The sequence below is a fragment of the Jatrophihabitans endophyticus genome (assembly GCF_900129455.1).
Lineage (GTDB): Bacteria > Actinomycetota > Actinomycetes > Mycobacteriales > Jatrophihabitantaceae > Jatrophihabitans > Jatrophihabitans endophyticus.
This window is the reverse complement of the sequence record NZ_FQVU01000002.1, coordinates 550,086-572,926: the sequence shown is the minus strand read 5'-3', so window position 1 is coordinate 572,926 and position 22,841 is coordinate 550,086. Positions and strand designations below refer to the sequence as shown.

Annotated in this window: 19 protein-coding genes; 11 read left to right on the top strand and 8 right to left on the bottom strand. The window is 71.1% G+C overall.

Annotated elements, in window-relative coordinates; all coding sequences use genetic code 11:
* Positions 1–79 precede the first annotated feature (79 nt).
* Together BUE29_RS08110 and BUE29_RS08105 are read left to right on the top strand one after the other, a co-directional pair.
* Positions 80–1,408 carry a 3-oxoacyl-ACP reductase gene (locus BUE29_RS08110; RefSeq protein ID WP_073388418.1) on the top strand — a complete coding sequence of 443 codons (1,329 nt, stop codon included), beginning with the start codon at positions 80–82 and terminating at the stop codon, positions 1,406–1,408.
* Between the two features lie 5 nt (positions 1,409–1,413).
* Positions 1,414–2,262: a MaoC family dehydratase gene (locus BUE29_RS08105; protein WP_073388415.1), complete on the top strand. Its 849-nt coding sequence runs from the start codon at positions 1,414–1,416 to the stop codon at positions 2,260–2,262.
* 15 nt (positions 2,263–2,277) lie between these two features.
* Here the strand turns inward: BUE29_RS08105 and BUE29_RS08100 are convergent, their stop codons facing one another.
* Entirely contained in the window at positions 2,278–3,435 is a 1,158-nt protein-coding gene (locus BUE29_RS08100) for a M48 family metallopeptidase (RefSeq protein ID WP_073388413.1), read from the bottom strand.
* A gap of 36 nt (positions 3,436–3,471) precedes the next feature.
* Positions 3,472–4,221: a TetR/AcrR family transcriptional regulator gene (locus tag BUE29_RS08095; protein WP_084180834.1), complete on the bottom strand. Its 750-nt coding sequence runs from the start codon at positions 4,219–4,221 to the stop codon at positions 3,472–3,474.
* An 83-nt stretch (positions 4,222–4,304) separates the two neighbouring features.
* Between BUE29_RS08095 and BUE29_RS08090 the strand changes: the two genes are divergently transcribed.
* Positions 4,305–5,759, top strand: a complete 1,455-nt coding sequence (locus tag BUE29_RS08090; RefSeq protein ID WP_073388407.1) for an MFS transporter — start codon at positions 4,305–4,307, stop codon at positions 5,757–5,759.
* Between the two features lie 25 nt (positions 5,760–5,784).
* On the opposite strand, the gene BUE29_RS08085 is transcribed toward BUE29_RS08090, so the two are convergent.
* The gene (locus BUE29_RS08085) at positions 5,785–6,678 is read right to left on the bottom strand and encodes an SDR family NAD(P)-dependent oxidoreductase (protein ID WP_073388404.1); all 894 of its coding nucleotides are present in this window, start codon (positions 6,676–6,678) and stop codon (positions 5,785–5,787) included.
* Positions 6,679–6,712: 34 nt separating this feature from the next.
* Entirely contained in the window at positions 6,713–8,266 is a 1,554-nt protein-coding gene (locus BUE29_RS08080; protein WP_073388401.1) for a flavin-containing monooxygenase, read from the bottom strand.
* Between the two features lie 78 nt (positions 8,267–8,344).
* On the opposite strand from BUE29_RS08080, the gene BUE29_RS08075 reads away from it, so the two are divergent.
* Positions 8,345–8,986 (top strand): TetR/AcrR family transcriptional regulator, encoded by a 642-nt coding sequence (locus BUE29_RS08075; RefSeq protein WP_200800100.1) that lies wholly within the window; start codon positions 8,345–8,347, stop codon positions 8,984–8,986.
* Positions 8,987–9,051: 65 nt separating this feature from the next.
* Positions 9,052–10,152 carry a branched-chain amino acid aminotransferase gene (locus tag BUE29_RS08070; RefSeq protein WP_073388395.1) on the top strand — a complete coding sequence of 367 codons (1,101 nt, stop codon included), beginning with the start codon at positions 9,052–9,054 and terminating at the stop codon, positions 10,150–10,152.
* A gap of 75 nt (positions 10,153–10,227) precedes the next feature.
* Here BUE29_RS08070 and dcd read toward each other — a convergent pair whose 3' ends face one another.
* Together dcd and BUE29_RS08060 are read right to left on the bottom strand one after the other, a co-directional pair.
* Entirely contained in the window at positions 10,228–10,806 is a 579-nt protein-coding gene (gene dcd, locus BUE29_RS08065; protein WP_073389543.1) for a dCTP deaminase, read from the bottom strand.
* A gap of 44 nt (positions 10,807–10,850) precedes the next feature.
* Positions 10,851–11,387, bottom strand: a complete 537-nt coding sequence (locus BUE29_RS08060; RefSeq protein WP_073388392.1) for a CAP domain-containing protein — start codon at positions 11,385–11,387, stop codon at positions 10,851–10,853.
* A 219-nt stretch (positions 11,388–11,606) separates the two neighbouring features.
* On the opposite strand from BUE29_RS08060, the gene BUE29_RS08055 reads away from it, so the two are divergent.
* Positions 11,607–12,482, top strand: a complete 876-nt coding sequence (locus BUE29_RS08055; protein ID WP_073388390.1) for an SGNH/GDSL hydrolase family protein — start codon at positions 11,607–11,609, stop codon at positions 12,480–12,482.
* Between the two features lie 9 nt (positions 12,483–12,491).
* On the opposite strand, the gene BUE29_RS08050 is transcribed toward BUE29_RS08055, so the two are convergent.
* The gene (locus BUE29_RS08050) at positions 12,492–13,742 is read right to left on the bottom strand and encodes an MFS transporter (RefSeq protein WP_073388387.1); all 1,251 of its coding nucleotides are present in this window, start codon (positions 13,740–13,742) and stop codon (positions 12,492–12,494) included.
* Positions 13,743–13,781: 39 nt separating this feature from the next.
* Here BUE29_RS08050 and BUE29_RS08045 point away from each other — a divergent pair, with 39 nt between their 5' ends.
* Both BUE29_RS08045 and BUE29_RS08040 read left to right on the top strand, forming a co-directional pair.
* Positions 13,782–15,473 carry a cation:proton antiporter gene (locus BUE29_RS08045; protein ID WP_073388384.1) on the top strand — a complete coding sequence of 564 codons (1,692 nt, stop codon included), beginning with the start codon at positions 13,782–13,784 and terminating at the stop codon, positions 15,471–15,473.
* A gap of 212 nt (positions 15,474–15,685) precedes the next feature.
* Entirely contained in the window at positions 15,686–19,450 is a 3,765-nt protein-coding gene (locus BUE29_RS08040; RefSeq protein WP_084180833.1) for a TIM-barrel domain-containing protein, read from the top strand.
* A gap of 27 nt (positions 19,451–19,477) precedes the next feature.
* Here BUE29_RS08040 and BUE29_RS08035 read toward each other — a convergent pair whose 3' ends face one another.
* Positions 19,478–20,470: a helix-turn-helix transcriptional regulator gene (locus BUE29_RS08035; protein WP_073388379.1), complete on the bottom strand. Its 993-nt coding sequence runs from the start codon at positions 20,468–20,470 to the stop codon at positions 19,478–19,480.
* 106 nt (positions 20,471–20,576) lie between these two features.
* On the opposite strand from BUE29_RS08035, the gene BUE29_RS08030 reads away from it, so the two are divergent.
* The 3 genes from BUE29_RS08030 (at position 20,577) to BUE29_RS08020 (ending at position 22,771) form a co-directional block, all read left to right on the top strand.
* On the top strand, positions 20,577–21,044 hold the full coding sequence (locus BUE29_RS08030; RefSeq protein WP_073388377.1) for a VOC family protein: 468 nt from the start codon (positions 20,577–20,579) through the stop codon (positions 21,042–21,044).
* Between the two features lie 422 nt (positions 21,045–21,466).
* Positions 21,467–21,946: a matrixin family metalloprotease gene (locus tag BUE29_RS08025; protein WP_073388374.1), complete on the top strand. Its 480-nt coding sequence runs from the start codon at positions 21,467–21,469 to the stop codon at positions 21,944–21,946.
* 33 nt (positions 21,947–21,979) lie between these two features.
* Entirely contained in the window at positions 21,980–22,771 is a 792-nt protein-coding gene (locus BUE29_RS08020; protein ID WP_073388371.1) for a hypothetical protein, read from the top strand.
* Positions 22,772–22,841 lie beyond the last annotated feature (70 nt).

Sequence of the window (22,841 nt, the reverse complement as noted above, 5' to 3'; positions counted from 1 at the left end):
CTCTCGTCGTCCGCCTTGCGACGCGAAACCTGATTCCCCGCGCTTCCTCGGTGAGCGCATGACGTGAGGAAATCCCCGCATGAGTGATCGTTACCTGAACCTCGTCAACTCGCCGGTCGGCTCGGCCGTGGCGGCCCGCGTGGGTCTGCCGCAGCCGTCGGTGCTGCGCCGCTACGAGGCCGGCGCGCCGATCCTGCCCGGGCCGGTGCTGCTCGGCTCCACCTCACCGAAGCCGGCAGCCGGCCTGCGCAAGGCGGTCGAGGCCACCGGCGCCGAGGTGCTCGACCTCGCCGGCGAGGGCGTCAAGGTCGCTGCCGCCGTCCTCGACGCGCGGTCGGTCTCGGCCCCCGGCGACCTCGCGCGGCTGCGCGAGTTCCTGCAGCCGGCCACCAAGGCGCTGGCCGCCAACGGTCGCGTCCTCGTGCTGGGCACGCCCGCGGACGGCGCGGACATCACCGCCGACGCCACGCGGCAGGCCCTCGACGGCATCGTCCGCTCGCTGGCCAAGGAGCTGCGCCGCGGCGCCACCGCCAACCTGCTGTGGGTGCAGGACGAGGCGTCGCTGCCCGCCGCGTTGCGCTTCTTCCTGTCCGGCCGCTCGGCGTACGTGGACGGTCAGCCGGTGCTGCTCGGCGCCGGCACCGCCCCGGCCCCCGCCGACTGGACCCAACCGCTGGCGGGCAAGACCGCCCTCGTCACCGGCGCGGCCCGCGGCATCGGCGCCGCCATCGCCGGCGTCCTGGCCCGCGACGGCGCGAAGGTCATCTGCGCCGACCTCACCCAGGCCGGCGAGGCGCTCGCCAAGGTCGCGAACCGTGTCGGCGGCACCGCGCTGCACCTCGACGTCGCCGCGCCCGAGGCGTCGGCCACGCTGCTCGAGCACCTCGCGGCCCAGACGGCGGGGCTGGACGTCCTCGTCCACAACGCCGGCATCACCCGCGACAAGCTGATGGCGAACATGAAGCCGGAGCAGTGGGACTCCGTCATCGCGGTGAACCTGCAGTCGCAGCTGTCCATCAACGCCGCGCTGCTCGACAGCGACCAGCTCAACCAGCAGGCGCGCGTCGTGTGCCTGTCGTCGACGACGGGGCTGTCGGGCAACCGCGGCCAGACCAACTACGGCGCCACCAAGTCCGGCGTGATCGGTCTCGTGCGCGCATCGGCCGCCGCGTTCGCCGCGCACGGCGACTCGACCATCAACGCCGTCGCGCCCGGATTCATCGACACCGAGATGACGGCGAAGATGCCGTTCGCGACCCGCGAGGTCGCGCGCCGGCTCTCGTCGCTGCAGCAGGCCGGCCTGCCCGTCGACGTCGCCGAGGGGGTCGCGTGGTTGGCCTCGCCCGGGGCCGGCGGGGTCAACGGCCAGGTGCTGCGCGTCTGCGGCCAGAACCTCGTCGGGGCCTGAGCCCGGTGCCCGCGCTGACGTCCGCGCCGTCGCTGCTGCCGCTGTACGCGCGGGCCGCGGTCACCGGGCCGCTGCACCGCTTCTCGGGAGGCGGCGATGCGCTGCCCGGCACCGAGTTCACGCTGGCTGACCAGCGCATCGACGCGCGCCACCTCGTCGACTACCAGCGGGTCTGCGGCTTCGGGGTGGCCGACGTCCTGCCGCCGACGTACCTGCACGTCCTGGCGTTCCCGCTGTCGGTGAAGCTGATGACCGAGTCCACTTTCCCGTTCCCGCTGGTCGGGCTGGTGCACGTGGCGAACACGATCACCCAACACCGCCCGGTGCGCCGCGACGAGACGGTGTCGCTCGCCGTCCGTGCGGCCGACCTGCGGCCGCACCCGTCCGGACGGCAGTTCGATCTGCTGGCCGAGGCGACGGTCGACGGCGAGGTCGTGTGGACGGGGCGGTCGACGTACCTGCGTCGCGGGTCGTCGTCGGGCGACAAGGCGGCCCGTCGCGAGCTCGGCGCGCAGCAGGGACCGCTGGCGCGGATCGCCGTGCCCGGTGACATCGGCCGCCGCTACGCCGCGGTCTCCGGCGACCGCAACCCGATCCACCTGCACCCACTGACGGCCAAGGCCTTCGGCTTCCCCTCGGCGATCGCCCACGGCATGTGGCTCAAGGCGCGGGTGCTCGCCTCGCTCGAGGGACGACTCCCGGACGCGTTCACGGCCGAGGTGTCGTTCAAGCTGCCGGTCCTGCTGCCCACGACGGTCGCCGTCGCGGCCACGCACGCGGGCCCGGGCTGGGAACTCGACGTGCGGGGCGCGAAGTCGGGCAAGCCGCATCTCGCCGGGACCGTGGCCGGCTGAGCGCGGTCGCGCCGGTCAGCTCGCCGGCGGCGGGCCGGCCGGTGGCTCGTTGTCCGGCGGCTGCGTGCCGGTGCCGCCCGCTGCCCCGTCCGCGGGCACGTCTCCGCCTGTGTCCTGCTGGTCGGTGCCCGGTCGCGCCCGTCGCGCGAACCAGTCGGCGATGCTGTCGGCGGCCGAGGCGAAACCGGTGCCGACGTTCGCGCCGACGTTGCGCACGGTGGTGATCAGCGGGTCGGTCGACTCGTCGATGCGCTGCTTGTAGCTGCGTGCCGCCTCGCGGGCGTTCTCGCCGAACGTCGCGGTGTGGTCGTCGCCGCGCCGCGGGTACTGGCCGCGCAGGATCGCGGCGTACTCCTCGGACTCCGACCAGCGACGCAGCTCGGCCGCGCGGACCACCGCGAACGGGTGCGTGGTGCGCTCCGTGTTGAGCAGCTTCAGCACGCCGTCGCGCAGATCACCGGTCGACTCGTACTCGGCGGCCTGGGCGAGGAACGCGTCGGCGTCGATCTGGTCGAGGTGCGCGCCGCCGGCGGTCTTCATGTGCAGGCGCAGGGCCGCGGCCGGGTCCTGCGTGGCGAGCAGGCCCGCGCGGTCGCCGGAGAGCTCGGCCTTGCGCTGCCACTCCCGCAGGGCCGCGACGATCGCGCGCAGGGCGAGACCGCTGGCCGGGATCCAGCCGAGCGAGCCGATGAGGTTCAGCAGGTGCAGCAGCATCGACTGGTAGAGCGCGTGGCCCGACAGCGCGTGGCCCACCTCGTGACCGAGCACGAAGCGTCGCTCGTCGTCGTCGAGCAGGTCGTAGAGGCTGCTGCTCATGGCGACGAACGGTCGGTCGACGCCGAGCGTGATCGCGTTCGGGAACGGGTCGTTGTAGACGTACAGCTCGGGCCGCTCGGTGTCGAGGACGGTGACGACCTCGCCGAGCAGCTCGTGCAGGCGCGAGAACTGGCGTTCGTCCACGCGCACCGAGGACGACAGGTGGACGAGCCGGTACTGCCGCTCGCGCAGCATGCCGGAGGCCACCCTGATCACCTGGTCGAATCCCGGGACCGCGCGCAGCGCGGTGAGCGCGGCGCGGTCGGCCGGGTGCTCGAAGGCACGTGAGCTGATGCCGGTCAGGACGACCCGGCCGTCCTGGTCGACGGCGGGCTCGGTGTCGGGCGATTCGGTCACGACGTCATCCTGCCCTGCACGGCGCTGCCCCGTCGATCACCGCGTGCGGCGTGACCGTGGCGGCACCTGCGCGGCGACACCGGCGATCAGCATGTCGAGCCCGAACGCGAATCGTTCGTCGCCCGACCCGGACATCATCACCTCTCGGTTCGCGGTGAGGTACGGGTACGCCGCGGGCGTGATCTGCGCGAACTGGCGGGTCAGCTTCTCGACGAACTCGGCGCCGATCTCCTCCTCCGACAGCCCGTCGCCGTAGCGCTGCCGGAACAGCCAGCCCTCGAAGACGTCGGCTGCGACGTAGAGCGCCATGATGTCGAGCGCCCAGGACGCGACCTTGACGGGCACCCCGCCCTCGATCATCGCGCCGAGCAGCCGCTCGCCGAGGTCCAGGAACTTGGCTCCGCCGGGGATGTGCGCGAAGCTCAGCCGCGCGACGTCGTTGTGCCGCGCGTAGGTGTCGCGCGCCGCGTGCCAGTAGCCGCGCAGCAGCTCCTGCCAGTCGTCGGACTCGGGCACCGCCATCTCGTCGATCACGCGGTCGAGGACGTGGTGGAGCAGCTCCTCCTTGTTCGCCACGTAGGCGTAGAGGCTGGCCGGACCGGTGTCGAACTCGGCGGCGACGCGACGCATCGAGACGGCGTCGATGCCCTCGCGGTCGACCAGCCGCAGCGCCACGTCGACGATCGCGTCCAACCCGAGTGCCCGGTGCCGGCGGCCGGCGGCCTTCGCGCGCGCCTTCTCGGTCCCGCCCACCGCCGGCCGGCGCGGTGACGGACTGGGGGCCATCCGTCCAACCTACTTGACGCGAACACCGTTCGTGCGTAGAACAGTGTTCGTTTGTTTGACGAACACCGTTCGAAGGAGTCGCCATGTCGTTGACCACCGACAGGTCGCCGGTGTCGCTGGCCTACGCGCTGCGCTGGCCGGCGTTGTTCGTGATCCTCGCCGCCGAGATCATGGATCTGCTCGACGCCCTGATCACCTCCATCGCCGGCCCCACCATCGTCGGCGACCTGGGCGGCGGCGAAACCCTGATCCAGTGGCTGTCCGCGGGCTACACGATCGCGATGGCGAGCGGGCTGCTGATCGGCGGCCGGCTCGGCGACATCTACGGCCGTCGTCGCATGTTCCTCGTCGGCATGGCCGGTTTCACCGCGATGTCGCTGGCGTGCGCGCTGGCGCAGTCGCCCGAGATGCTCGTCGGGACGCGGGTGCTGCAGGGGCTGCTCGGTGCGGTGATGCTGCCCCAGGGCCTCGGGCTCATCAAGCAGATGTTCCCGCCCGACGAGGTGGCCAAGGCCTTCGGCGCCTTCGGGCCGGTCATGGGCCTGTCGGCGGTCGGTGGCCCGATCCTCGCGGGCTGGCTCGTCGACCTCGACGCGTTCGGCTGGGGGTGGCGCACCATCTTCGCGATCAACGTCCCCGTCGGCCTGATCGCCCTGGTCGCCGGGTCGCGGGTGCTGCCCGCGTCCACGCCGGACCGCCGCATCCGCATCGACGTGGGCAGCGCGGCCGTCGCCGCGACCGCGATGGTGCTGCTGATCTATCCGTTGATCCAGGGCCGCGAGCTCGGCTGGCCGGCCTGGAGCTACGTCATGCTCGCGGCGGGCGTGGCCACCTTCGTCGTGTTCGCCGCCCTCGAGCGGCGCCGCGACCGCCGGGGCGAGCCCACGCTCGTCACGCCGACACTGTTCGCGAAGAAGGCCTTCACCGGCGGTCTCGTCACCGGCATGGCGCTGTTCGGCGCCCTCATGGGGACGTCGATCGTGTTCACGCTGTTCGTGCAGCTCGGGCTCGGGTACAGCCCGCTCAAGGCGGGCCTCGCGGGTACGGCCCAGGCGGTGGGGATGATCGTCGGGTTCGTGGTCGCCCAGCCGCTCAACGCTCGGTTCGGACGACGCATCATGCTCGTCGGCGAGCTCCTGACGGCCGCGGCGCTGATCGCCTTCGTGCTCACCCTCCACGCGGCGGGGGACGGGGTGGGCATCGCGGCGATGTCACCGTCGCTGGCCGTCCTCGGCATCGGGATGGGACTGACGATGGCGCCGTTCTTCGACATCGTCCTCGCCGGCGTGGACGACACCGAGTCCGGTTCGGCCTCCGGTGCACTGACCTCGGTGCAGCAGCTGGGCGGGGCGTTCGGCGTCGCGGTCCTCGGGACGGTGTTCTTCCACGCCCTCGGCCACGACAGCTCGGTCGGCGCGTTCCGGGATGCGGCGAGCGCTGCGGTGTGGCTCGCGGCGGGGTTCGTGGCCCTCGGCTTCGTGCTGACCTTCCTGCTCCCGCGGCGTGCCCGCGAGGACGCGTCCGGTCACGGCGGCTGAGCCGCCGTGACGGGCGTAGCGACCCTCAGGCGTTCGCCCGCGCGCCCGCCGACTTCTCGCTCGGGGTGCCCGGCGCGGTCACCGGCACCGAGCGGGTACTGGGCATGATCCGCTTCATGCCGAGCACCTGCAGGCGCTGATAGCCGGGGCCGAGCACGCGCACGACCAGGTCGAGGACCTTGGCGTCGAGACCGACGACGGCGCGCGGCCGGTTGCCGATCACGGAGCGCAGGATCGACTTGGCGGCCGACTCCGGCGTCGTCTTGGCGAGCCGGGCGTCGAAGAACGCGGCCAGCCTCGCGGCGTCCTCGCCCTCGACGGCGCCGGCGTTGCGCGCAATGGCCGTCTTGATCCCGCCCGGGTGGACGCACGTGACGTGCACGTTGTGACCGGCCACCAGCATCTCCTGGCGCAGCGACTCGGTGAAGCCGCGCACGGCGAACTTGGCGGCGTTGTAGGCACTCTGACCCGGCACCGCGAGCAGCCCGAACAGGCTGGAGACGTTGACGACGTGACCGTCGCCGGACGCGATCAGGTGCGGCAGGAAGGCCTTGGTGCCGTTCACCACGCCCCAGAAGTCCACGTCGATGACGCGCTCGATCTGCTCGAAGCTCATCTTCTCGATGTCGCCGGTGAAGGCGATACCGGCGTTGTTCACGACGATGTTCACCGCGCCGTAGTGCGACGCGACCTCGTCGGCGTAGGCGAGGACGGCGGTGCGGTCGGTGACGTCGAGGCAGGTGTGGTGCACCGCGGCGCCGATCACGCGCACCTGCTTGACGGACTCGGCCAGCCCCGTGGCGTCGACGTCGCTGATCGCGAGCCGCGCGCCGCGTCGCGCGAGGTCATAGGCGAGCGCGCGGCCGATGCCCGACCCTGCGCCGGTGATGACGGCGACCTTGCCATTGACGTTGGTCATGCGGTGTCTCCCGTGGTGTGTGTGCGACGGCCGGTCAGGCGCCTACGGCGTGGACGTCGCGCTCGGCGCTGCGTTCGGTGGTGTCGTAGTTGGCGATGTCGAAGCTGCGGGTCATCCGTCGGAACGCGAAGGTGAATCCCGGCCACAGCGTGGTGTTGTTCCCGAACTTGTCGAGGTACCAACTCGCGCAACCGCCGGTCTGCCAGATGGTCCGGGCCATCCGCTCCTGCAGACCGGCGTTGTAGTGGTCCTGCACGTCACGGCGGACCTCGAAGGTGGCCAGCTGCCGCTCGGTCATCGCACGCAGGGCGCTCGACAGGTAGTTCAGGTGCGACTCGATCATGTAGACCATCGAACTGTGTCCGAGGCCGGTGTTCGGGCCGACGACGAAGAGCAGGTTCGGGAACCCGGCCACGGCCGCACCCTTGTGCGCCCGCTGCCCCTCGGAGTCCCAGACCTCGGCCAGGCTGCGGCCGTCCTTGCCGACGATCCGCTCGTAGGTGGGGGAGTCGGTCACGTGGAAGCCGGTCGCCACGACGATCGCGTCGACCTCGCGCTCGGTGCCGTCGACCGAGACGATCGATTTTGCGCGAATCTCCGCTATTCCATCGGTGACGAGGTCGACGTGGTCCCGGGCGAGCATGGGGTACCACGTGTTCGAGATGAGGATGCGCTTGCAGCCGATCTGCCAGTCCGGGGTCACCGCGGCGCGGAGCTCCGGGTCGGCGATGGCCTTGCCGATGTTGCGACGGGCGATCTGCTGCGCCACGTCGAGCAGTCTGGGCTGCAGCGCGAAGCCGAGCACGTATGACTCACGACCCCAGTAGATCGCCTCGCGAGCGGCGCGTTGCAGGAACGGCACGTGCCGGTAGGCCAGGCTCTCGACACGGGGGTAGCGGCGATCGTGACGCGGCATCACCCAGGGAGCGGTGCGCTGGTAGACGTCGAGGTGGGCGACGGTGTCGACCACGGCGGGGCCGATCTGGATGGCCGAGGCGCCGGTGCCGATCAGCGCGACGCGCTTGCCGGCGAGATCGGTGTCGTGGTTCCAGCGGGCCGAGTGGAAGATCTCGCCCGCGAACGACTCGATGCCCGGGATGTCGGGGAGCTTGGGCTCGGCCAACGCGCCGACGGCGCTCACCAGCACGGTGCAGCTGAACGCGCCACCGGTCGTGTCGACGAGCCAGCGGTTCGCGGACGCGTCCCACCGCGCCGAGGTGACCTCGGTGTCGAAGAGGTGCTTGTCGAGCACGCCGTACTTCACCGCGACCGCGCGCAGGTACTCCTGGATCTCCGGCTGCGGGGAGAACGAGCGCGTCCAGTCCGGATTGAGCTCGAAGGAGTAGGAGTACAGGTGGGACGGGACGTCGCAGGCCGCGCCGGGGTAGGTGTTGTCGCGCCACGTGCCGCCGACCTCGGGGCCGCGCTCGATCACCAGGAAGTCGTCGCGTCCGTCGCGCTGCAGCCGGATGGCCGCGCCGAGGCCGGCGAAGCCGCTGCCGACGACCAGGACCTCGACGTGGCGCCGCGCGCCGCGCCGGGGTCGGCCGCCGGTCGCCGGGCCGGGGCGGACCGGGGTCTGCGTCATGTGGCCGAGCGTACGACCGTAGTTGAACGAGCGTCAATAGCTAGTTGACTACGGTTCAACAGCGGTAGGGTGAGCACCGTGACGGCGGCGAAGCGGGTGCGACTGAGCCCGGAGGCTCGTCGCGCCCAGCTCATCGAGCTCGGCGTCGAGCTGCTGGGCAGCCGGCGCCTGGACGAGTTGTCGGTGGAGCTCATCGCCGGCCGGGCCGGCATCTCGCGCGGGCTGCTGTTCCACTACTTCGCCGGGGTGCAGGACTTCCACCTCGCGGTGGCCCGGGCCGCCGCGGCGGAGATGCTGCGACGCACCGAGGCCGACCCGTCGCTCGACCCGGTGGCGGCCTTGCGGGCGGCCATCACCGCCTTCGTCGGGTACGTGGAGGAGAACCCCGACAGCTACCGCTCGCTCGTCCGCGGTGCGGTCGGCGACGTCGACATGCGGGCCATCGTCGACGGCACGCGCAGCGCGTTCGCGCAGCGGATCGTCGACGCGGTCGGCGAGCTGGGCCTGCGGCTGTCGGCGGCGGCGGTCCTGGCCGCGCAGGGATGGGTGACCTACGCCGAGGAGTGCGTGCTGCGCTGGCTCGACGACCGCGCGATCGGACGGCCGGCACTGCTGGAGATGCTGACCCGTTCACTGCCGGCGGTCATGATGGCGGCGTCGGACGACGACGCGGCCGGCCTCGCCCCGATCTTCGCCGCGGCCATCGGCGGCGACGACTGAACGGCGGCCGTCCGATCGTCCGCGAGCACGAACCGGCGCTTGCTCGGTCGTCCTAGAATCCGGCCATGACCTTCAGCGTGGCTCGCAACCCGCAACCGGCCTCCGACGCCGATCGCGAGGCCGTCCTGGCTGCCCCGGGATTCGGCAAGCACTTCACCGATCACATGGTGCGCATCGATTGGACGGTCGACGGCGGCTGGGACGAGGGTCGCGTCCTGCCCTACGGCCCGATCTCGCTGGAGCCCGCGAGCGCGGTGCTGCACTACGGCCAGGAGATCTTCGAGGGTCTGAAGGCCTACCGGCAGGTCGACGGCTCGGTCGCCGCGTTCCGCCCGGAGGCGAACGCCGAGCGTATGCAGCGCTCGGCGCGCCGCATGGCCATGGCCGAGCTGCCGACCGAGCTGTTCGTCGAGTCGTTGCGCGCGCTCGTCGGGATCGACGAGCAGTGGGTCCCGCAGCCGGTCGACCAGTCGCTGTACCTGCGGCCATTCATGATCGCGACGCAGGACGGGCTGGGCGTCAACGCGCCGTCGAGCTCGTTCGCGTACCTGCTCATCGCCTCACCAGCCGGCGACTACTTCAGCGGCGGCGTGCGGCCGGTGACGGTGTGGCTGTCGACCGAGTACACCCGCGCGGCGCCCGGCGGCACCGGCGAGGTGAAGTGCGGCGGCAACTACGCGGCCTCCTTCGCCGCCACCGCCGAGGCCGCGGCGCACGGGTGCGACCAGGTGGTGTGGCTCGACGCGTTCGAGCACCGCTGGGTCGAGGAGATGGGCAGCAACAACCTCGGCTTCGTCTTCGGCTCGGGCCCGGGTGCGCGCATCGTGACGCCGGCGCTCACCGGCACGCTGCTGCCCGGCATCACCCGCACCTCGCTGCTGGAGGTCGCCACCGAGCTCGGCTACACCGCCGAGGAGGGCAAGATCTCGGTCGAGGAGTGGCGTGACGGCTGCGCCTCGGGCGCCATCACCGAGGTGTTCGGCTGCGGCACCGCCGCGGTCGTCACCCCCATCGGCGCGGTGCGCAGCGCCGACGGCGAGTTCACGATCGGCGACGGCCCGGCCGGGGCGGGCGGGCCGGTCACCGCGGCGCTGCGCGAACGCCTCGTCGGCATCCAGACCGGCCGGGTCGAGGACACCCACGGCTGGATGACCCGGCTGAACTGAGCGCCGTTCGCCCTGCGTCGACGATCACTCGGCGTGCGATCGACCCTTCGCGCGAGGTGACCCGGGCCGGCCGCGTCAGGCGGTCGGCCACCGGCGGAAGTTGAGCGAGGACCGGCTCGGCGTCGGGCCGCGCTGGCCCTGGTAGCGCGAGCCGTAGACCTGCGAGCCGTACGGGTGCTCGGCGGCGGACGAGAGCCGGAACAGGCACAGCTGACCGATCTTCATGCCCGGGTACAGCACGATGGGCAGGTTGGCGACGTTCGAGAGCTCGAGCGTGATGTGACCGCTGAAGCCGGGGTCGATGAAGCCGGCGGTGGAGTGCGTCAGCAGGCCGAGCCGGCCGAGCGAGGACTTGCCCTCGAGGCGCCCCGCGAGGTCGTCGGGCAGCGTGACGACCTCCAGCGTCGACCCGAGCACGAACTCGCCCGGGTGCAGGACGAAGGGCTCGTCGCCCTCCGGCTCCACGAGCGTGGTCAGGTCGTCCTGCTGCACCGACGGGTCGATGTGGGTGTAGCGGGAGTTGTTGAACACGCGGAAGAAGCGGTCGAGCCGGACGTCGACGCTCGACGGCTGCACGAGGTCGGGCTCCCACGGTTCGAGCACGAGCCGTCCGGCGTCGATCGCGGCCCGGATGTCGCCGTCGCTCAACAGCATGCGCGAAGGGTAGTGCAGCCGCGGCGCCGTTCCGGTGGCGGCGGTCAGCAGCGGCTGCCGAAGTCCGTCGTGAGCCACAGCCGGCCGTTGCGGGCGTCACGCAGCACGGCCACGCCGACCATCGTGTAGTGCCGGTTGAGGATGTTCTGGCGGTGGCCGTCGTTCGGCGCCTTCTCCGCGTACATGAGCGACTGCAGTTCCCGTGCGCCGGCGCGGCTCACGCGGGCGGAGACGCCGATGTTCTCGCCGCCCCAGCACCGGTACCGAAACCCCGCGGCGCGGTCGCGCGCGACGAAGTCCTTCTCGCCGGAGAGCTGGTGGGAGATCGTGTTGACGCGGGCCATGGCCCGGTTGTGTCGGTCGGACGCGAGCGTCAGGTAGCGGTTGAGCTTCACCGGCTTGAGGTGGTGCTGCCGGCGCTGGGCGTTGATGAGCTTGACGACGGAGTTCGAGAACGACACCTCGAGCCGCGTCATCCGGTGCGACGCGGCGGAGGACGCCGGCGCGGTCACGACGGCCGTGGCCAGCACGGCGAGCAAGGTCAGCAGCGCGACGAACAGCGCGCGGGATCGGGGGTACACGAGTGGGCCTCTTCGATATCGGTCCCCGCGCTGTCCCGCCGTCTACATTGTGCCCAATGTAAAGCCAAGATGAAACCCGCTGTCCGGAACCCGGGCAATAGTCGGATGTGTCGCCGCCCGTCCGCCGGCCCGGACGTAACCGGAACAGCCCCGTTTCGTTGATCCCCGCAGCAGATCGGTTCCGTCGCTCGGCAGGGTTGCCGTCCACTGGGGGTCTTCATGCGCCGCTTCGCCACCGTCCTGGTCACCGCCTGCGCCGCCGTGTCCGCGGTCGCGGTGCTCGGCCCGTCCCCGGTCGGAGCGGCCGCGTCGCCGCTGCGTTACGTCGCGCTCGGCGACTCCTACAGCGCAGCCTCGGGCACGCTGCCCCCCGATCCGACGGCGGCGCCCCAGTGCCTGCGGTCGACGGTGAACTACCCGCACGTCATCGCCGCCACGATCAAGGCGACGCTCACCGACGTCACGTGCGGCGGCGCCGAGACCGGGGACTACTTCGAGGCCCAGTACCCCGGTGTCGCCCCGCAGTTGGACGCCGTCTCGGCCAGGACGCAGCTGATCACGATGACGATCGGCGGGAACGACAGCGGGGTCTTCATCGACTCGATCCTGCAGTGCGGGGTGCTCGGCACCGCGGCGCTCGGCCAGGGCAGCCCCTGCAAGGACAAGTACGGCTCCTCGTTCGAGGACACCATCACGAGGACGACCTACCCGGCGCTCGTCCGGGCACTGCAGGCGGTGCGGGCCAAGGCGCCGCATGCCCGCGTGGCGATCCTGGGTTACCCGTGGATCCTGCCGGCCAAGGACGGCTGCTTCCCGCAGATGCCGGTGGCGAAGGGCGACGTGCCCTACCTGCGTCACGAGCAGGCCACGCTCAACGACGCGGTGCGCCGCGCAGCGGCCAGGACGGGAGCGACCTACGTCGACGTCAGCGGCGTGTCGAACGGCCACGACGCGTGCCAGGCGCCGGGCGTGCGCTGGGTGGAGCCGGTCGTGGGCGGCACGAACCCCGTGATCGTGCACCCGAACGCGCTCGGCGAGTCGAAACTGGCGGCACGGACCATCACGGTCCTGAAGCTCGCGAAGTCCGCCGCCTGAGCCCTCGGCTCACGCGGCGTCGGCCAGCCGCGCCGACCGGTAGGGCGTCGTCGCGAGCCCGGCGGCGACGAGGACGAAGCCGGCGACCGTCCCCCACAGGACGACGCGGAAGCCGATCGCGTCGGCGAGCAGCCCGCCGAGCGGCGCCCCGACGACGATCATCGCGCGATTGGTCGACCGCATGATGGCGTTGCTGCGGCCCTGCAACCGGTCAGGGGTGATCGACTGCTTGTAGGCCATCTCGTTCGCGTTGGCGCTCCCCATGGCCAGGCCGAGGGCCAGCTCGCCCACGCCGAAGACGAGCCATCCCGCGCCGGGGCCCCAGCTCAGGGCGAGCAACGCGACGGCGACGGCGGTGCCGGCGTGGCCGGCGATGACCACGCGGCCGGCGCCCCACCTGGCGCCGAGCCCGGGCGCGGCGAGCGCACCGAGAAGGGCGCCGACGCCACCCGCGGCGAGGGCGATCCCGAGGCCGACGGCGCCGAGGTGCAGGGTGCGCAACGCGAACGGCGGGACGACGACGTTGACCACGGCGAAGCACAGGAACCACGCGTGCGTGCCGAGGGCGTAGGGGCGCAGCGTCCGATGGCGGTAGATCCAGCGCAACCCCTCGCGGGCCTCCCTACCGACGCCGCGGAGCGAGAGACGTGCCGAGGGCGGTTCGACGACGTGGACGCGCAGGAGCAGCAGGCCCGACAGCAGGTAGCTGACCGCGTCCACGAGCACGGCCCACGGCGCGGTCAGCAACGCCACCACCCCGCCGGCCAGCGCGGGGCCGCCCGACTGCGCCACCGCGTCACTCTGGTCGAGCCGGGCATTGGCCCGCGTGAGCAGCCGAACCGGCACCAACCGGGGGAGGAGGGACTGCGTGGCCGCGTCATTCACCACCGACAGCAATCCGAACACCACCAGGAAACCCGCGAGCACGGCGATCGTCAGTCCACCGGTCACCGCGAGCACGGGCACCGCGATCAGCAGCGCCCCTCGCGCGAGATCGGTCGCGACGAGCAGCGGTCGACGACGTACCCGGTCCACGAGGACGCCGACCACCAGGCCGAGCGCGAGGTAGGGCAGCCACCTGGCGGCGTTGACGACCCCGACCCCGGCTGCGCCCTCGTGCAGGGTGACGACGACCAGGACCTGGATCGCGAGACCCGTGACGTAGGTGCCGAAGTCCGAGATCGTGGCCGCGGTCCAGAACCACCGGAAGTCGGCACGATCACGCAGGCGGGACCCGCCCCGCACGGCGTCGGCTGCCATCTCCGGTGTCTAGCAGATCGCGTCGGCGAGACTGTCCGCATGCACCTGACCCTGGTCCTGGTCGTCGGCATCGTCAGCGTCGTCGCCACGAGCGCGGTCGCCGATCGCATCGGAGTGGCCGCCCCGCTCGGCCTGGTGCTCGTCGGCATCGCGATGAGCTTCGTGCCCGGCGTCCACGTCGAGCTCGAACCCGAGATCGTCCTCGACGGGGTGTTGCCCCCGCTGCTGTACGCCAGCGCCACACGGATGCCGGGCCACGACTTCCGTCGCAACTTCGGCACGATCTTCGCGCTGGCCGTCTACCTGGTGGCGCTGACCACGGTCGGCGCCGGCTACCTCGCGTACGCCGTGCTGCCCGGCGTCGGGCTGGCCGCGTGCCTCGCGCTCGGCGCGGTCGTCAGCCCCACCGACGCCGTCGCTGCCACCTCCGTCGGGAGCAAGCTCGGTCTGCCGTCGCGACTCACGGCCATCATCGAGGGCGAGGGGCTGGTCAACGACGCCACCGCGCTGGTGCTGCTGACGTCGGCCGCGACCGCGATCAGCACGCCGACCCACGTGTGGCGGGTCGGTGTGGACTTCGTGTACTCGGTCGCGGTGGCCACCGCGTTCGGACTCGTGGTCGGCCTGCTCGGGGTGGTCGCCCGGGCCTGGTTGCGCGATGCCGTGACGACGACGGCGGTGTCGTTCACGATCCCGTTCGTCGCGTTCCTGCCCGCCGACCTGCTCGACGCGTCCGGCGTCCTCGCGGTCGTGGTGGCGGGCCTCGTCTCCGGCGCGATGGGGCCGCGACATCTGCCCGCGCCGAGCCGGCTGGCCGAGTCCGTCAACTGGCGCACCATCGCCTTCCTGCTCGAGGGCGGCATCTTCCTGGTCCTCGGGCTGCAGCTCAAGCCGCTGTGGAACGGCGTCGAGGACGCCGGGTTGAGCGCGGGCACGACCGTCGCGACGGGGTTGCTGGTCGCAGCGCTCACGCTGGGCATCCGCATCGTCTTCGTCGCGCCGGTCATCGCGCGGCTGCGCTACAGCGCCGAACGGGCCGGTCGACAACGGGCGCGCATCGCCGGCGTGGAGCAGAAGATCGACGACCTCGGTGACCGCCTCACGCCGCGCCGGTTGCAGCAGGCGCGACAGCGCGTGGCGCAGCACAAGGCCGACCTCGACTTCTCGGTCACCCAACGTCTGGGCGCTCGTGGTGGAGGAGTCCTGGCGTGGTCGGGCATGCGGGGCGCGGTGACCGTCGCCGCGGCCCAGACGCTGCCGGCCGACACCCCGCACCGGGCCCAGCTGATCCTGATCGCCTTCACCGTCGCGGTGGTGACCCTGCTCGTGCAGGGGGCGTCGCTGCCGTACGTGATCCGGTGGCTCGAGGTGCCCGGTGACGACCCGGCCCTCGAGCGCGTCGCGTACGCCGCGCTCGCCGCGGACATGACCGACGCGGCGGCGGAGGCGGTCAGCCGCGACGCCGTCGTCGCGTCGGTGGGGGTCGAGGCGGTCGAACGCATGGAGCGGTTGCTCCGCGACCGCGCGAAGCCCCGCGAGCAGGACGCAGCCCACGACGAACAGGCGCGCCGGCACGGCGAGCTGATGGGCGTCGTGCTCGCGGCGCAGCGGGAGGCCCTGCTCGCCGCCCAGGCCGAAGGCCGTTACAGCTCCGCGGTCCTGCACCGGGCCCAGCAGACCCTCGACCTGCAGGAGCTCATGGTGCAGCGACTGCCGTCGACATCGGGCTGACACGCGCCACAACGGCAAAACCCCGACTTCTGTCGACGTATTGACAGAAGGGCATGGGCGGGCCAGGTTGATGTCGCCCGGTGCCGCAGCTCACACGTCGCGTGCGTCAGCTGCTGTGCACGGGCCACGGACCGGGGTGTCGTGGCGACGTCCCGGTGCAGTCGACGCCGGGTGCCCTGCCCGGCTAGTCCGAACCTGGCAAAGGAGCCTCGTTGCGCGCACGTGCACCACGGCGACAGGCGGTGGCGCTGCTCGGCGTCACCGCGGTCGTCGCCGCAACCCTGAACGTCGGCAGCACCGCTGCCCAGGCCGACCCGACACCGACACCGACCACCACCTACACCTCGGGCCACGCGCGCTTCGAGGTGCTGTCACCCACCCTGATCCGGACCGAGTACTCGGCCGACGGGACGTTCACCGACGACGCCACCTTCAACGCCATCGGCCGCGGCGGCTTCGCGCCCACCACGTCGACCGGCGAGGAGAAGGACGGCTGGTTCGTCGTCACCACGCCGAAGGCGACGCTGAAGTACGAGATCGGCTCCGGCAAGTTCACCGAGTCCAACCTGGTGCTGAGCGAGGACGCCGGCACCGAGCCCATCACCGCCGCGCCGTGGGCCGGCAAGAACGCGCCGACCTGTGACGTCGGGAGCCGCTGCGAGGCCGAGGGCCTGCTGCTCACCGGCAACGCCGTGCAGACCAATCACAAGGACTACACCGGCACCGGTTTCGTCGGCGGCTTCGAGGCCACCAACGCGTCGGTCAGCTTCACCGCGACGGTGGCCAGCGAGGGCGACTACGACATCGCGACCCGCTACGCCAACAGTCAGGGCGGGGACGGCAAGAACGAGACCCGGACCCTCTCGGTGTCCGCCGACGGCGGGGCATCGGTCGCACTGTCGCTGCCTCAGACCGCCAACTGGGACACCTGGTCGACCGTCCGCACATCGCTGCACCTCACCGCCGGCGAGCACGTCATCAGGATCGTGCGGTCCGCGACGGACTCCGGCGACGTGAACATGGACAACGTCGCCGTGCTCGGCAAGGACGTCACCTATCCCGATCCCGTCGCGGCCGGGGCCACGCCGTGCGCCTTCGGCACGGTGTGCGAGGCCGAGAAGGGCACGCTGGCCGGGGGCGCCACGCCGGCCACCGACCACAACGGGTACTCCGGCTCGTCCTTCGTCGCCGGTCTCGACACCAACGCATCGGACACGCTCCACCTCACCGGCGTGCCCGCCGACGGGTCGTACGTGCTGCAGCTGCGCTACGCGAAGGGCAGCAGCGGCTCGCGTCCTGTCTCGATCGAGGTCGGCGCCGCCGACGCCACGAGCGCGTCGTTGCCGTCCACCGGCGGGTGGGACGAGTGGCGCACCGTCGACGTCCCGGTCACCCTGACCGCGGGCGCGAACGACGTCGCGATCCAGTGCCCCACGGCCGACAGCTGCGGCGTCAACGTCGACACCGTCGCCTTCACCGCGACCGGCGCGCCGACGCTCACCCCGCACGTGCCGCTCGGTGGTTACCGCCGCAGCATCGACGACGTGGGCAGCGCGACCATCACCAACCCCGGCCTGCTCTACCGGGATGGCTGGTACCTGCTCGACGACACCGCGTCGGCCCTCTACGACGCCACGACGCGCACGGTCACCCAGCGGCCGTCCCACGACGGCAAGGCCTACCAGGACGGCTACGTCTTCGCCTACGGCCACGACTACCAGCAGGGTCTGCAGGATCTCTCGACGCTGACCGGGCCGGCCAAGCTGCTGCCGCGGTGGGCCTACGGGACCTGGTACTCCGAGTACTACGACCGGACGTCGGCGGACTTCGAGTCGATCGTGAAGCGCTTCCGCAGCGAGGGCGTCCCGCTGGACACCCTGGTCGTCGACACCGACTTCAAGACACCGAACCAGTGGAACGGGTGGGAGATCGACCCGGCGAAGTTCCCCGACCCCAAGGCGTTCTTCGCGTGGGCCCACGCGCAGGGGCTGCGCACGTCACTGAACCTGCACCCCAGCATCGAGAAGTCCGACCCGCAGTTCGACAAGGCGCAGGAGATCGCGAAGGGCAAGCTGCAGCCGGGCTCGTGCGGCGGCGGCGCCAAGGACTGCTACGTCTTCGACTTCGGCGACGCCGACCAGCTCAAGGCCTACCTGGCGTTGCACGACGACATGCAGGCTGCCGGCAACGACCTGTGGTGGATGGACTGGTGCTGCGACGGCTCGACCATGTCGCTGCCCGGCGTGACCGGCGACGCGTGGGTCAATCAGGCCTACGCCGACTACACCGCGAAGACGGTCGACCGCGGCTTCGCGTTCTCGCGGGCCTACGGCACGCTCGAGGCCGGCGGCTACGGCAACATCACCCCGACGGCCACCGGGCCGTGGGCCGACAAGCGGACCACGCTGCACTTCACCGGTGACACCACCTCCAACTGGAACACGCTGGCCTACGAGGTCGGCTACACGCCCGGGGAGTCCGTCGCGACCGGCATGCCGTCGATCAGTCACGACATCGGCGGCCACACCGGCGGGTTGCAGGAACCGGGCAGCGAGAAGAACTCGACCAAGCTGCCCGACGACCTCTACGCGCGGTGGGTGCAGTTCGGGACGTTCCAGCCGATCGACCGGCTGCACTCCAACCACAGCGACCGGCTGCCCTGGCAGTACGGCACGGCGGCGAACGCGTCGGCGAACAAGTTCCTGAACCTGCGCGAGAACCTGGTGCCCTACACCTACACGCTGGCGCAGCAGGCGCGGGCGACCGGCGCCCCGATCACCCGCCCGCTGTACCTGCAGTACCCGGACGCCGCCGAGGCGTACGACAACGCGGCCGGCGAGTACCTCTACGGCCCGGACGTCCTCGTGGCACCGGTGACCAAGGCGGGCGAGGGCTCGGTCGACACGCAGGTGTGGTTCCCGCCGGGCAACTCGTGGACCGACTGGTTCACCGGCAAGACCTACGCCGGCGGCACGACGCAGACGGTCACCACCGGACTGGACACCATGCCGGTGTTCGTGAAGTCCGGCGGCATCGTCACCACCCGGACGAACAACGTCGCGAACGACCAGCAGAACCCGCTCGACCAGGTGACGGTCTCGGCCGCCGAGGGCGCCGACGGCTCGTACTCGCTGTACGAGGACGACGGCACCACCACCGACTCGACGCAGTCGGCCACGACGGCCATCGACTACAGCGAGAAGGCGGACCGGCACACGCTGGCCATCGCGGCCGCGAAGGGCAGCTACACCGGGCAGGTCGCGCAGCGCTCGTGGACGGCGAAGTTCACGAACGCGGCCAAGAAGCCGGCCACGGTGTCGGTCGACGGTGTCGCGCTCGCGACGAAGGCGTGGTCCTACGACGCGGCCACCCGTACGGTGACCGTCTCGCTGCCGGCCCGCCCGACCAGCAAGGCCACCACCGTCAGCTACACCACCAACGCGGCTCCGACCGCCGCGGCGGTCGTGGCCCGGACCGCGGTGGGCGTGCCCGTCACCATCAGGCTGGCGGGCGCCGACAGCGACCGCGACCGGTTGACGTACACGCACTCGTCGCCCAAGCACGGCACCGTGACCGGGAGCGGGGCCACCCTCCGCTACACCTCGGCGCGGACGTTCGTCGGCACGGACCGGTTCAGCTACACCGTCACCGACCCGTCCGGCAGCAAGGCCACGAACACCGTCACCGTGAAGGTCGGGCGGCAGCAGCCGACCCTCTCGGTGAAGGCCAAGGTCAGGTCGGGGCGGTCCGCGGTCCTGACCGCCCGGGTGCACCTGCGCGGCGGGGTCTCCGCCGGATCGGCGGCGGTCACGGCCACGCAGGGCAAGAAGGTGCTCGCCCGTGGGCACCTGCGCAAGGGCGTCGTGACGCTGACGCTGCGCAAGCTGGCCCGCGGCAAGCATGCGGTGGTCGTCGCGGTGGCCGCCGGCAAGGTCACCTCGGCCGCCAGGCAGAAGGTGACCTTCCGGATCCGCTGATCTCGACCGGCAGGACGGGCGGCCCGGTCACCACATCGTCGTGGTGACCGGGTCGCTGCCGTCGGTGGGGTCCTCGCGCCGACGACGGGCAGCAGCGAACCGGGCGGCGAGGGTGTCGGCAGCTTCGTGCAGGGCCGCGGGGCCGATCACGGTGAAGGGCGCGTCGAAGCGGGCGACCGCGGCCAGCAGCCCCGTCCACGACCACGACCCGATCGTGACCCGGGTCGTGGTGGGCGTCGCCGCCGTCATCTCGCCGTCGCCGATCCACGGTGCGACGTCGCGCGCGGGGAGGTCGATGACGACCTGGCCCGTGCAGGGCCATCGGTTCTGCGTGGCGGACCCCTTCGACCGGGCCTCGAGGAACGACAACGGATCCTCGGCGGGCAGGTCGCGGCGCGTGAAACGGGGTCCGTTCGGCACCCGTAGCCGCACCCGGTCGAGGCGGAAGAACCGCCAGTCGTGCCTGTCCACGTCCCACCCGATCAGGTACCAGCGGCTCGCACGTGCCACGACGGCGTGCGGCTCCACCCGGCGCGGAGCGTCCCCGCGGTCGCCGTAGTCGAATCGCAGTGTCACGCAGTCGCGGACGGCCGCGCTCACCGCCTCCAGGACGGTCGGCTCGACCCGGGCGGATGCCTCGACGCCCGCGAACCGGATGCCGTCGATGCGATGCCGAAGCCGCGACGGCATGACCTGGCGCACGGTCGCCAGCGCGCGCGCCGCCGCGTCGGCGACGTCCACACCACTCGTGGGCACGCTCTGCAGCGCGACGGCGATGGCCACCGCCTGCTCGTCGTCGAACAACAGGGGCGGCAGTGCGGACCCGGCCGCCAGCCGGTAGCCGCCGTCCGGACCCTTCGTCGACCCGATCCGGTAGCCCAGTTCGCGCAGCCGATCGACATCGCGCCGCACCGTCCGCGGGCTGACCGACAACCGTTCGGCCAACAGCTGCCCGGGCCAGTCCCGACGGGACTGCAGCAGCGACAGCAGGGACAACAGGCGCGACGAGCTCGTGATCACCCCGTCAGCGTCCTCCTGGTAGAGGACCGATCCTGACCTCTACCCCTGACAACGTGGTGCACGTCGGCGGGACACCGCCGAGACACCACGATCGAAGGACCACGAGATGACCATCAAGGCCACCACCCACCTGAACCTCCCCGGCACCGCTCGCGACGCGCTCGCCTTCTACCAGCGCGTGTTCGGCGGCCACGTCGTCGCTGCCACCTACGGCGACCTCGGCATGCCCGCGGCCGCCCCCGGGGCGGACAAGATCGTCTTCGGCCAGCTCGAGACCGAGGACGGCTTCCGCCTCATGGCCTACGACGTCCCGGGTCAGGACGACGCCGACCCCGCCGCGATCGCCGGCACGACGACGCGTGAGAACGGCACCACGGTCACCGACCGCACGTTCTTCCAGTCCGCGCGCGGCGACAGCCTGGCGGAGGTCACGCAGCTGTGGAACGGACTCGCCGACGGCGCGACCGTCATCGAACCGCTCGCCGCCTCGCCGTGGAGCCCCGGCTTCGGCATGCTCACCGACCGCTTCGGCGTGACCTGGGTCGTCGACGTCCAGGTCGCCTTTCGCGGCTGACGGCGAGCCCGCCGACCGCTGCTACGCGGCTGCGCACGACACCCTCCGCATCACCGCCGAGACCTCCACCCGATCCCTCGCCCGCCGCAACACCGGCGAAACCACTGCCGTCGAGCACACCGGCTGAACCACGCGGCCAATTCCAACTATGAAAGCGTGCAGCGTTTCCGTTGCGCTCGTCGTCCTACTAGCGCTAGTTTTCCGGCACTCGATTGCGATCGTCTGGGAGGGCGGCAATGAGCCGAGCTACGTCGACACCAAGTTCACTCTCGTATCCAGGGCGAAGGCTCCGACGCGGTTTGGCCTTCGCCGCGGTCACCCTTCTCACGCTCGTCCTTGCTTCGGCGCAGGACACCGCGAGTGCGGCTGCCACCGGCTTCTCTGGCGCCTCCGGCGCTCACGGCGCCGGCTGCTACGTCAACATGGCCGACAACGGCGTGAACACGTGGTTCGGCTACTACCTCGACAATCAGACGAAGTCCGCACTCGCCTGGACGGTCAAGTACATCGAGAACGAGACCGTCATCGACGAGAAGGGCACCGACACCCACGACGGCAACACCGACGTCATCTACAACGACGGGCACTACGCCACTCAAGACGGCCCGCCCTGCGTCGGCAACAACAAGTGGTACCCGAACGGCGGTGTCATCGGCTACACGGTCTGCTGGTCGCTCAGTGGGCAGGCGTGCCAGCAACACCGCATCTACATCGACCTCGAGTGGGAGTACGACAGTGCCCAGACCGCAGGCTGGGACCAGGCGCTCATGCTGCACGAGTCAGGTCACGGCCTCGGACTGACCCACTCGTCGCAGATCTCGAACGAGGTCATGTCCCCGCAGATCGTCAAGATCGACTACTACTCCCAGCACGACAAGGACTTGATCAACGGCAACTACTAAACCCCGAGCCACGACACACGATTGGGGAATCCAATGTCACGCAAGCTTTCTCTGGGTGTTGCCGCACTGACAATCCTGACCGCCGGCCTGTCCGCCTGTAGCAGCGACACCAACCATTCCACCTCGAACTCGTCAGCGCGCAACGCCGCGACCGCGGACTACGCCATCAACGTCCTCACTCGCTACGTCAAAGCCGACGGGGCCGCAGAACTCTTCACGCCCAAGACCGTCACCGACGCGCTGCCCAACGTGCGTTACTACGACGGCAGTCACTACATCCACTACTCCACACTCGTCGCCACCGGCTCCTTCGGCAGCTTCACCACCCCGCAGCCCCGTCTCGGCACCGATTCGTCCGAGCCCGCCGACGCCGGCAGCAACTCGCCGCCGTGGAAGCTGGTCATCTCCCAGTTCAGGGTCGCCAGCAAGGTTGCGAACTCCGCCGAGGGAGCAAGGGTCAAGGTCGGTGACAGCCTTCCCGTCACCTTCTACTTACCGCCGGACACCGACTCCGACGCATTCGGCGCCTCCCTGGCCAAGATGGGAAACACCGTCGTGTTCCTCACCGGCGGTTTCCAGGGCAGCACCACCTGGGACATCGCCGACAACGCGTTGCTCGGCGCCATCAAGACCAACACCGGCAAGATCCGAATGAGCGTCGCGACAACAGGCGAGGGGACCGAGACCGAAGCGACCGACGGCATCATCATCGACGCCGACACCGTCGCCGAACTGAAGAAGGCGGCGGCCACCCCCGAGACCATCGAAGTCGGGCCTGCTGCTACTTCGACATCGGGTACGCCGTCGGCGACACCGTCACGATGAGACCGGGCGCGGGGTCCTCCTCGTCTGCGAACGGGATTACGACGTCGCCGTTGGCGAGCTCGAGCTGGGC

Coding starts and splice junctions, on each gene's coding strand:
- BUE29_RS08110 (WP_073388418.1), top strand. CDS start 80: ATGAGTGATCGTTACCTGAACCTCGTCAACTCGCCGGTCGGCTCGGCC.
- BUE29_RS08095 (WP_084180834.1), bottom strand. CDS start 4,221: ATGGCCCCCAGTCCGTCACCGCGCCGGCCGGCGGTGGGCGGGACCGAG.
- BUE29_RS08090 (WP_073388407.1), top strand. CDS start 4,305: ATGTCGTTGACCACCGACAGGTCGCCGGTGTCGCTGGCCTACGCGCTG.
- BUE29_RS08085 (WP_073388404.1), bottom strand. CDS start 6,678: ATGACCAACGTCAATGGCAAGGTCGCCGTCATCACCGGCGCAGGGTCG.
- BUE29_RS08080 (WP_073388401.1), bottom strand. CDS start 8,266: ATGACGCAGACCCCGGTCCGCCCCGGCCCGGCGACCGGCGGCCGACCC.
- BUE29_RS08070 (WP_073388395.1), top strand. CDS start 9,052: ATGACCTTCAGCGTGGCTCGCAACCCGCAACCGGCCTCCGACGCCGAT.
- dcd (WP_073389543.1), bottom strand. CDS start 10,806: ATGCTGTTGAGCGACGGCGACATCCGGGCCGCGATCGACGCCGGACGG.
- BUE29_RS08055 (WP_073388390.1), top strand. CDS start 11,607: ATGCGCCGCTTCGCCACCGTCCTGGTCACCGCCTGCGCCGCCGTGTCC.
- BUE29_RS08050 (WP_073388387.1), bottom strand. CDS start 13,742: ATGGCAGCCGACGCCGTGCGGGGCGGGTCCCGCCTGCGTGATCGTGCC.
- BUE29_RS08045 (WP_073388384.1), top strand. CDS start 13,782: ATGCACCTGACCCTGGTCCTGGTCGTCGGCATCGTCAGCGTCGTCGCC.
- BUE29_RS08030 (WP_073388377.1), top strand. CDS start 20,577: ATGACCATCAAGGCCACCACCCACCTGAACCTCCCCGGCACCGCTCGC.
- BUE29_RS08025 (WP_073388374.1), top strand. CDS start 21,467: ATGGCCGACAACGGCGTGAACACGTGGTTCGGCTACTACCTCGACAAT.
- BUE29_RS08020 (WP_073388371.1), top strand. CDS start 21,980: ATGTCACGCAAGCTTTCTCTGGGTGTTGCCGCACTGACAATCCTGACC.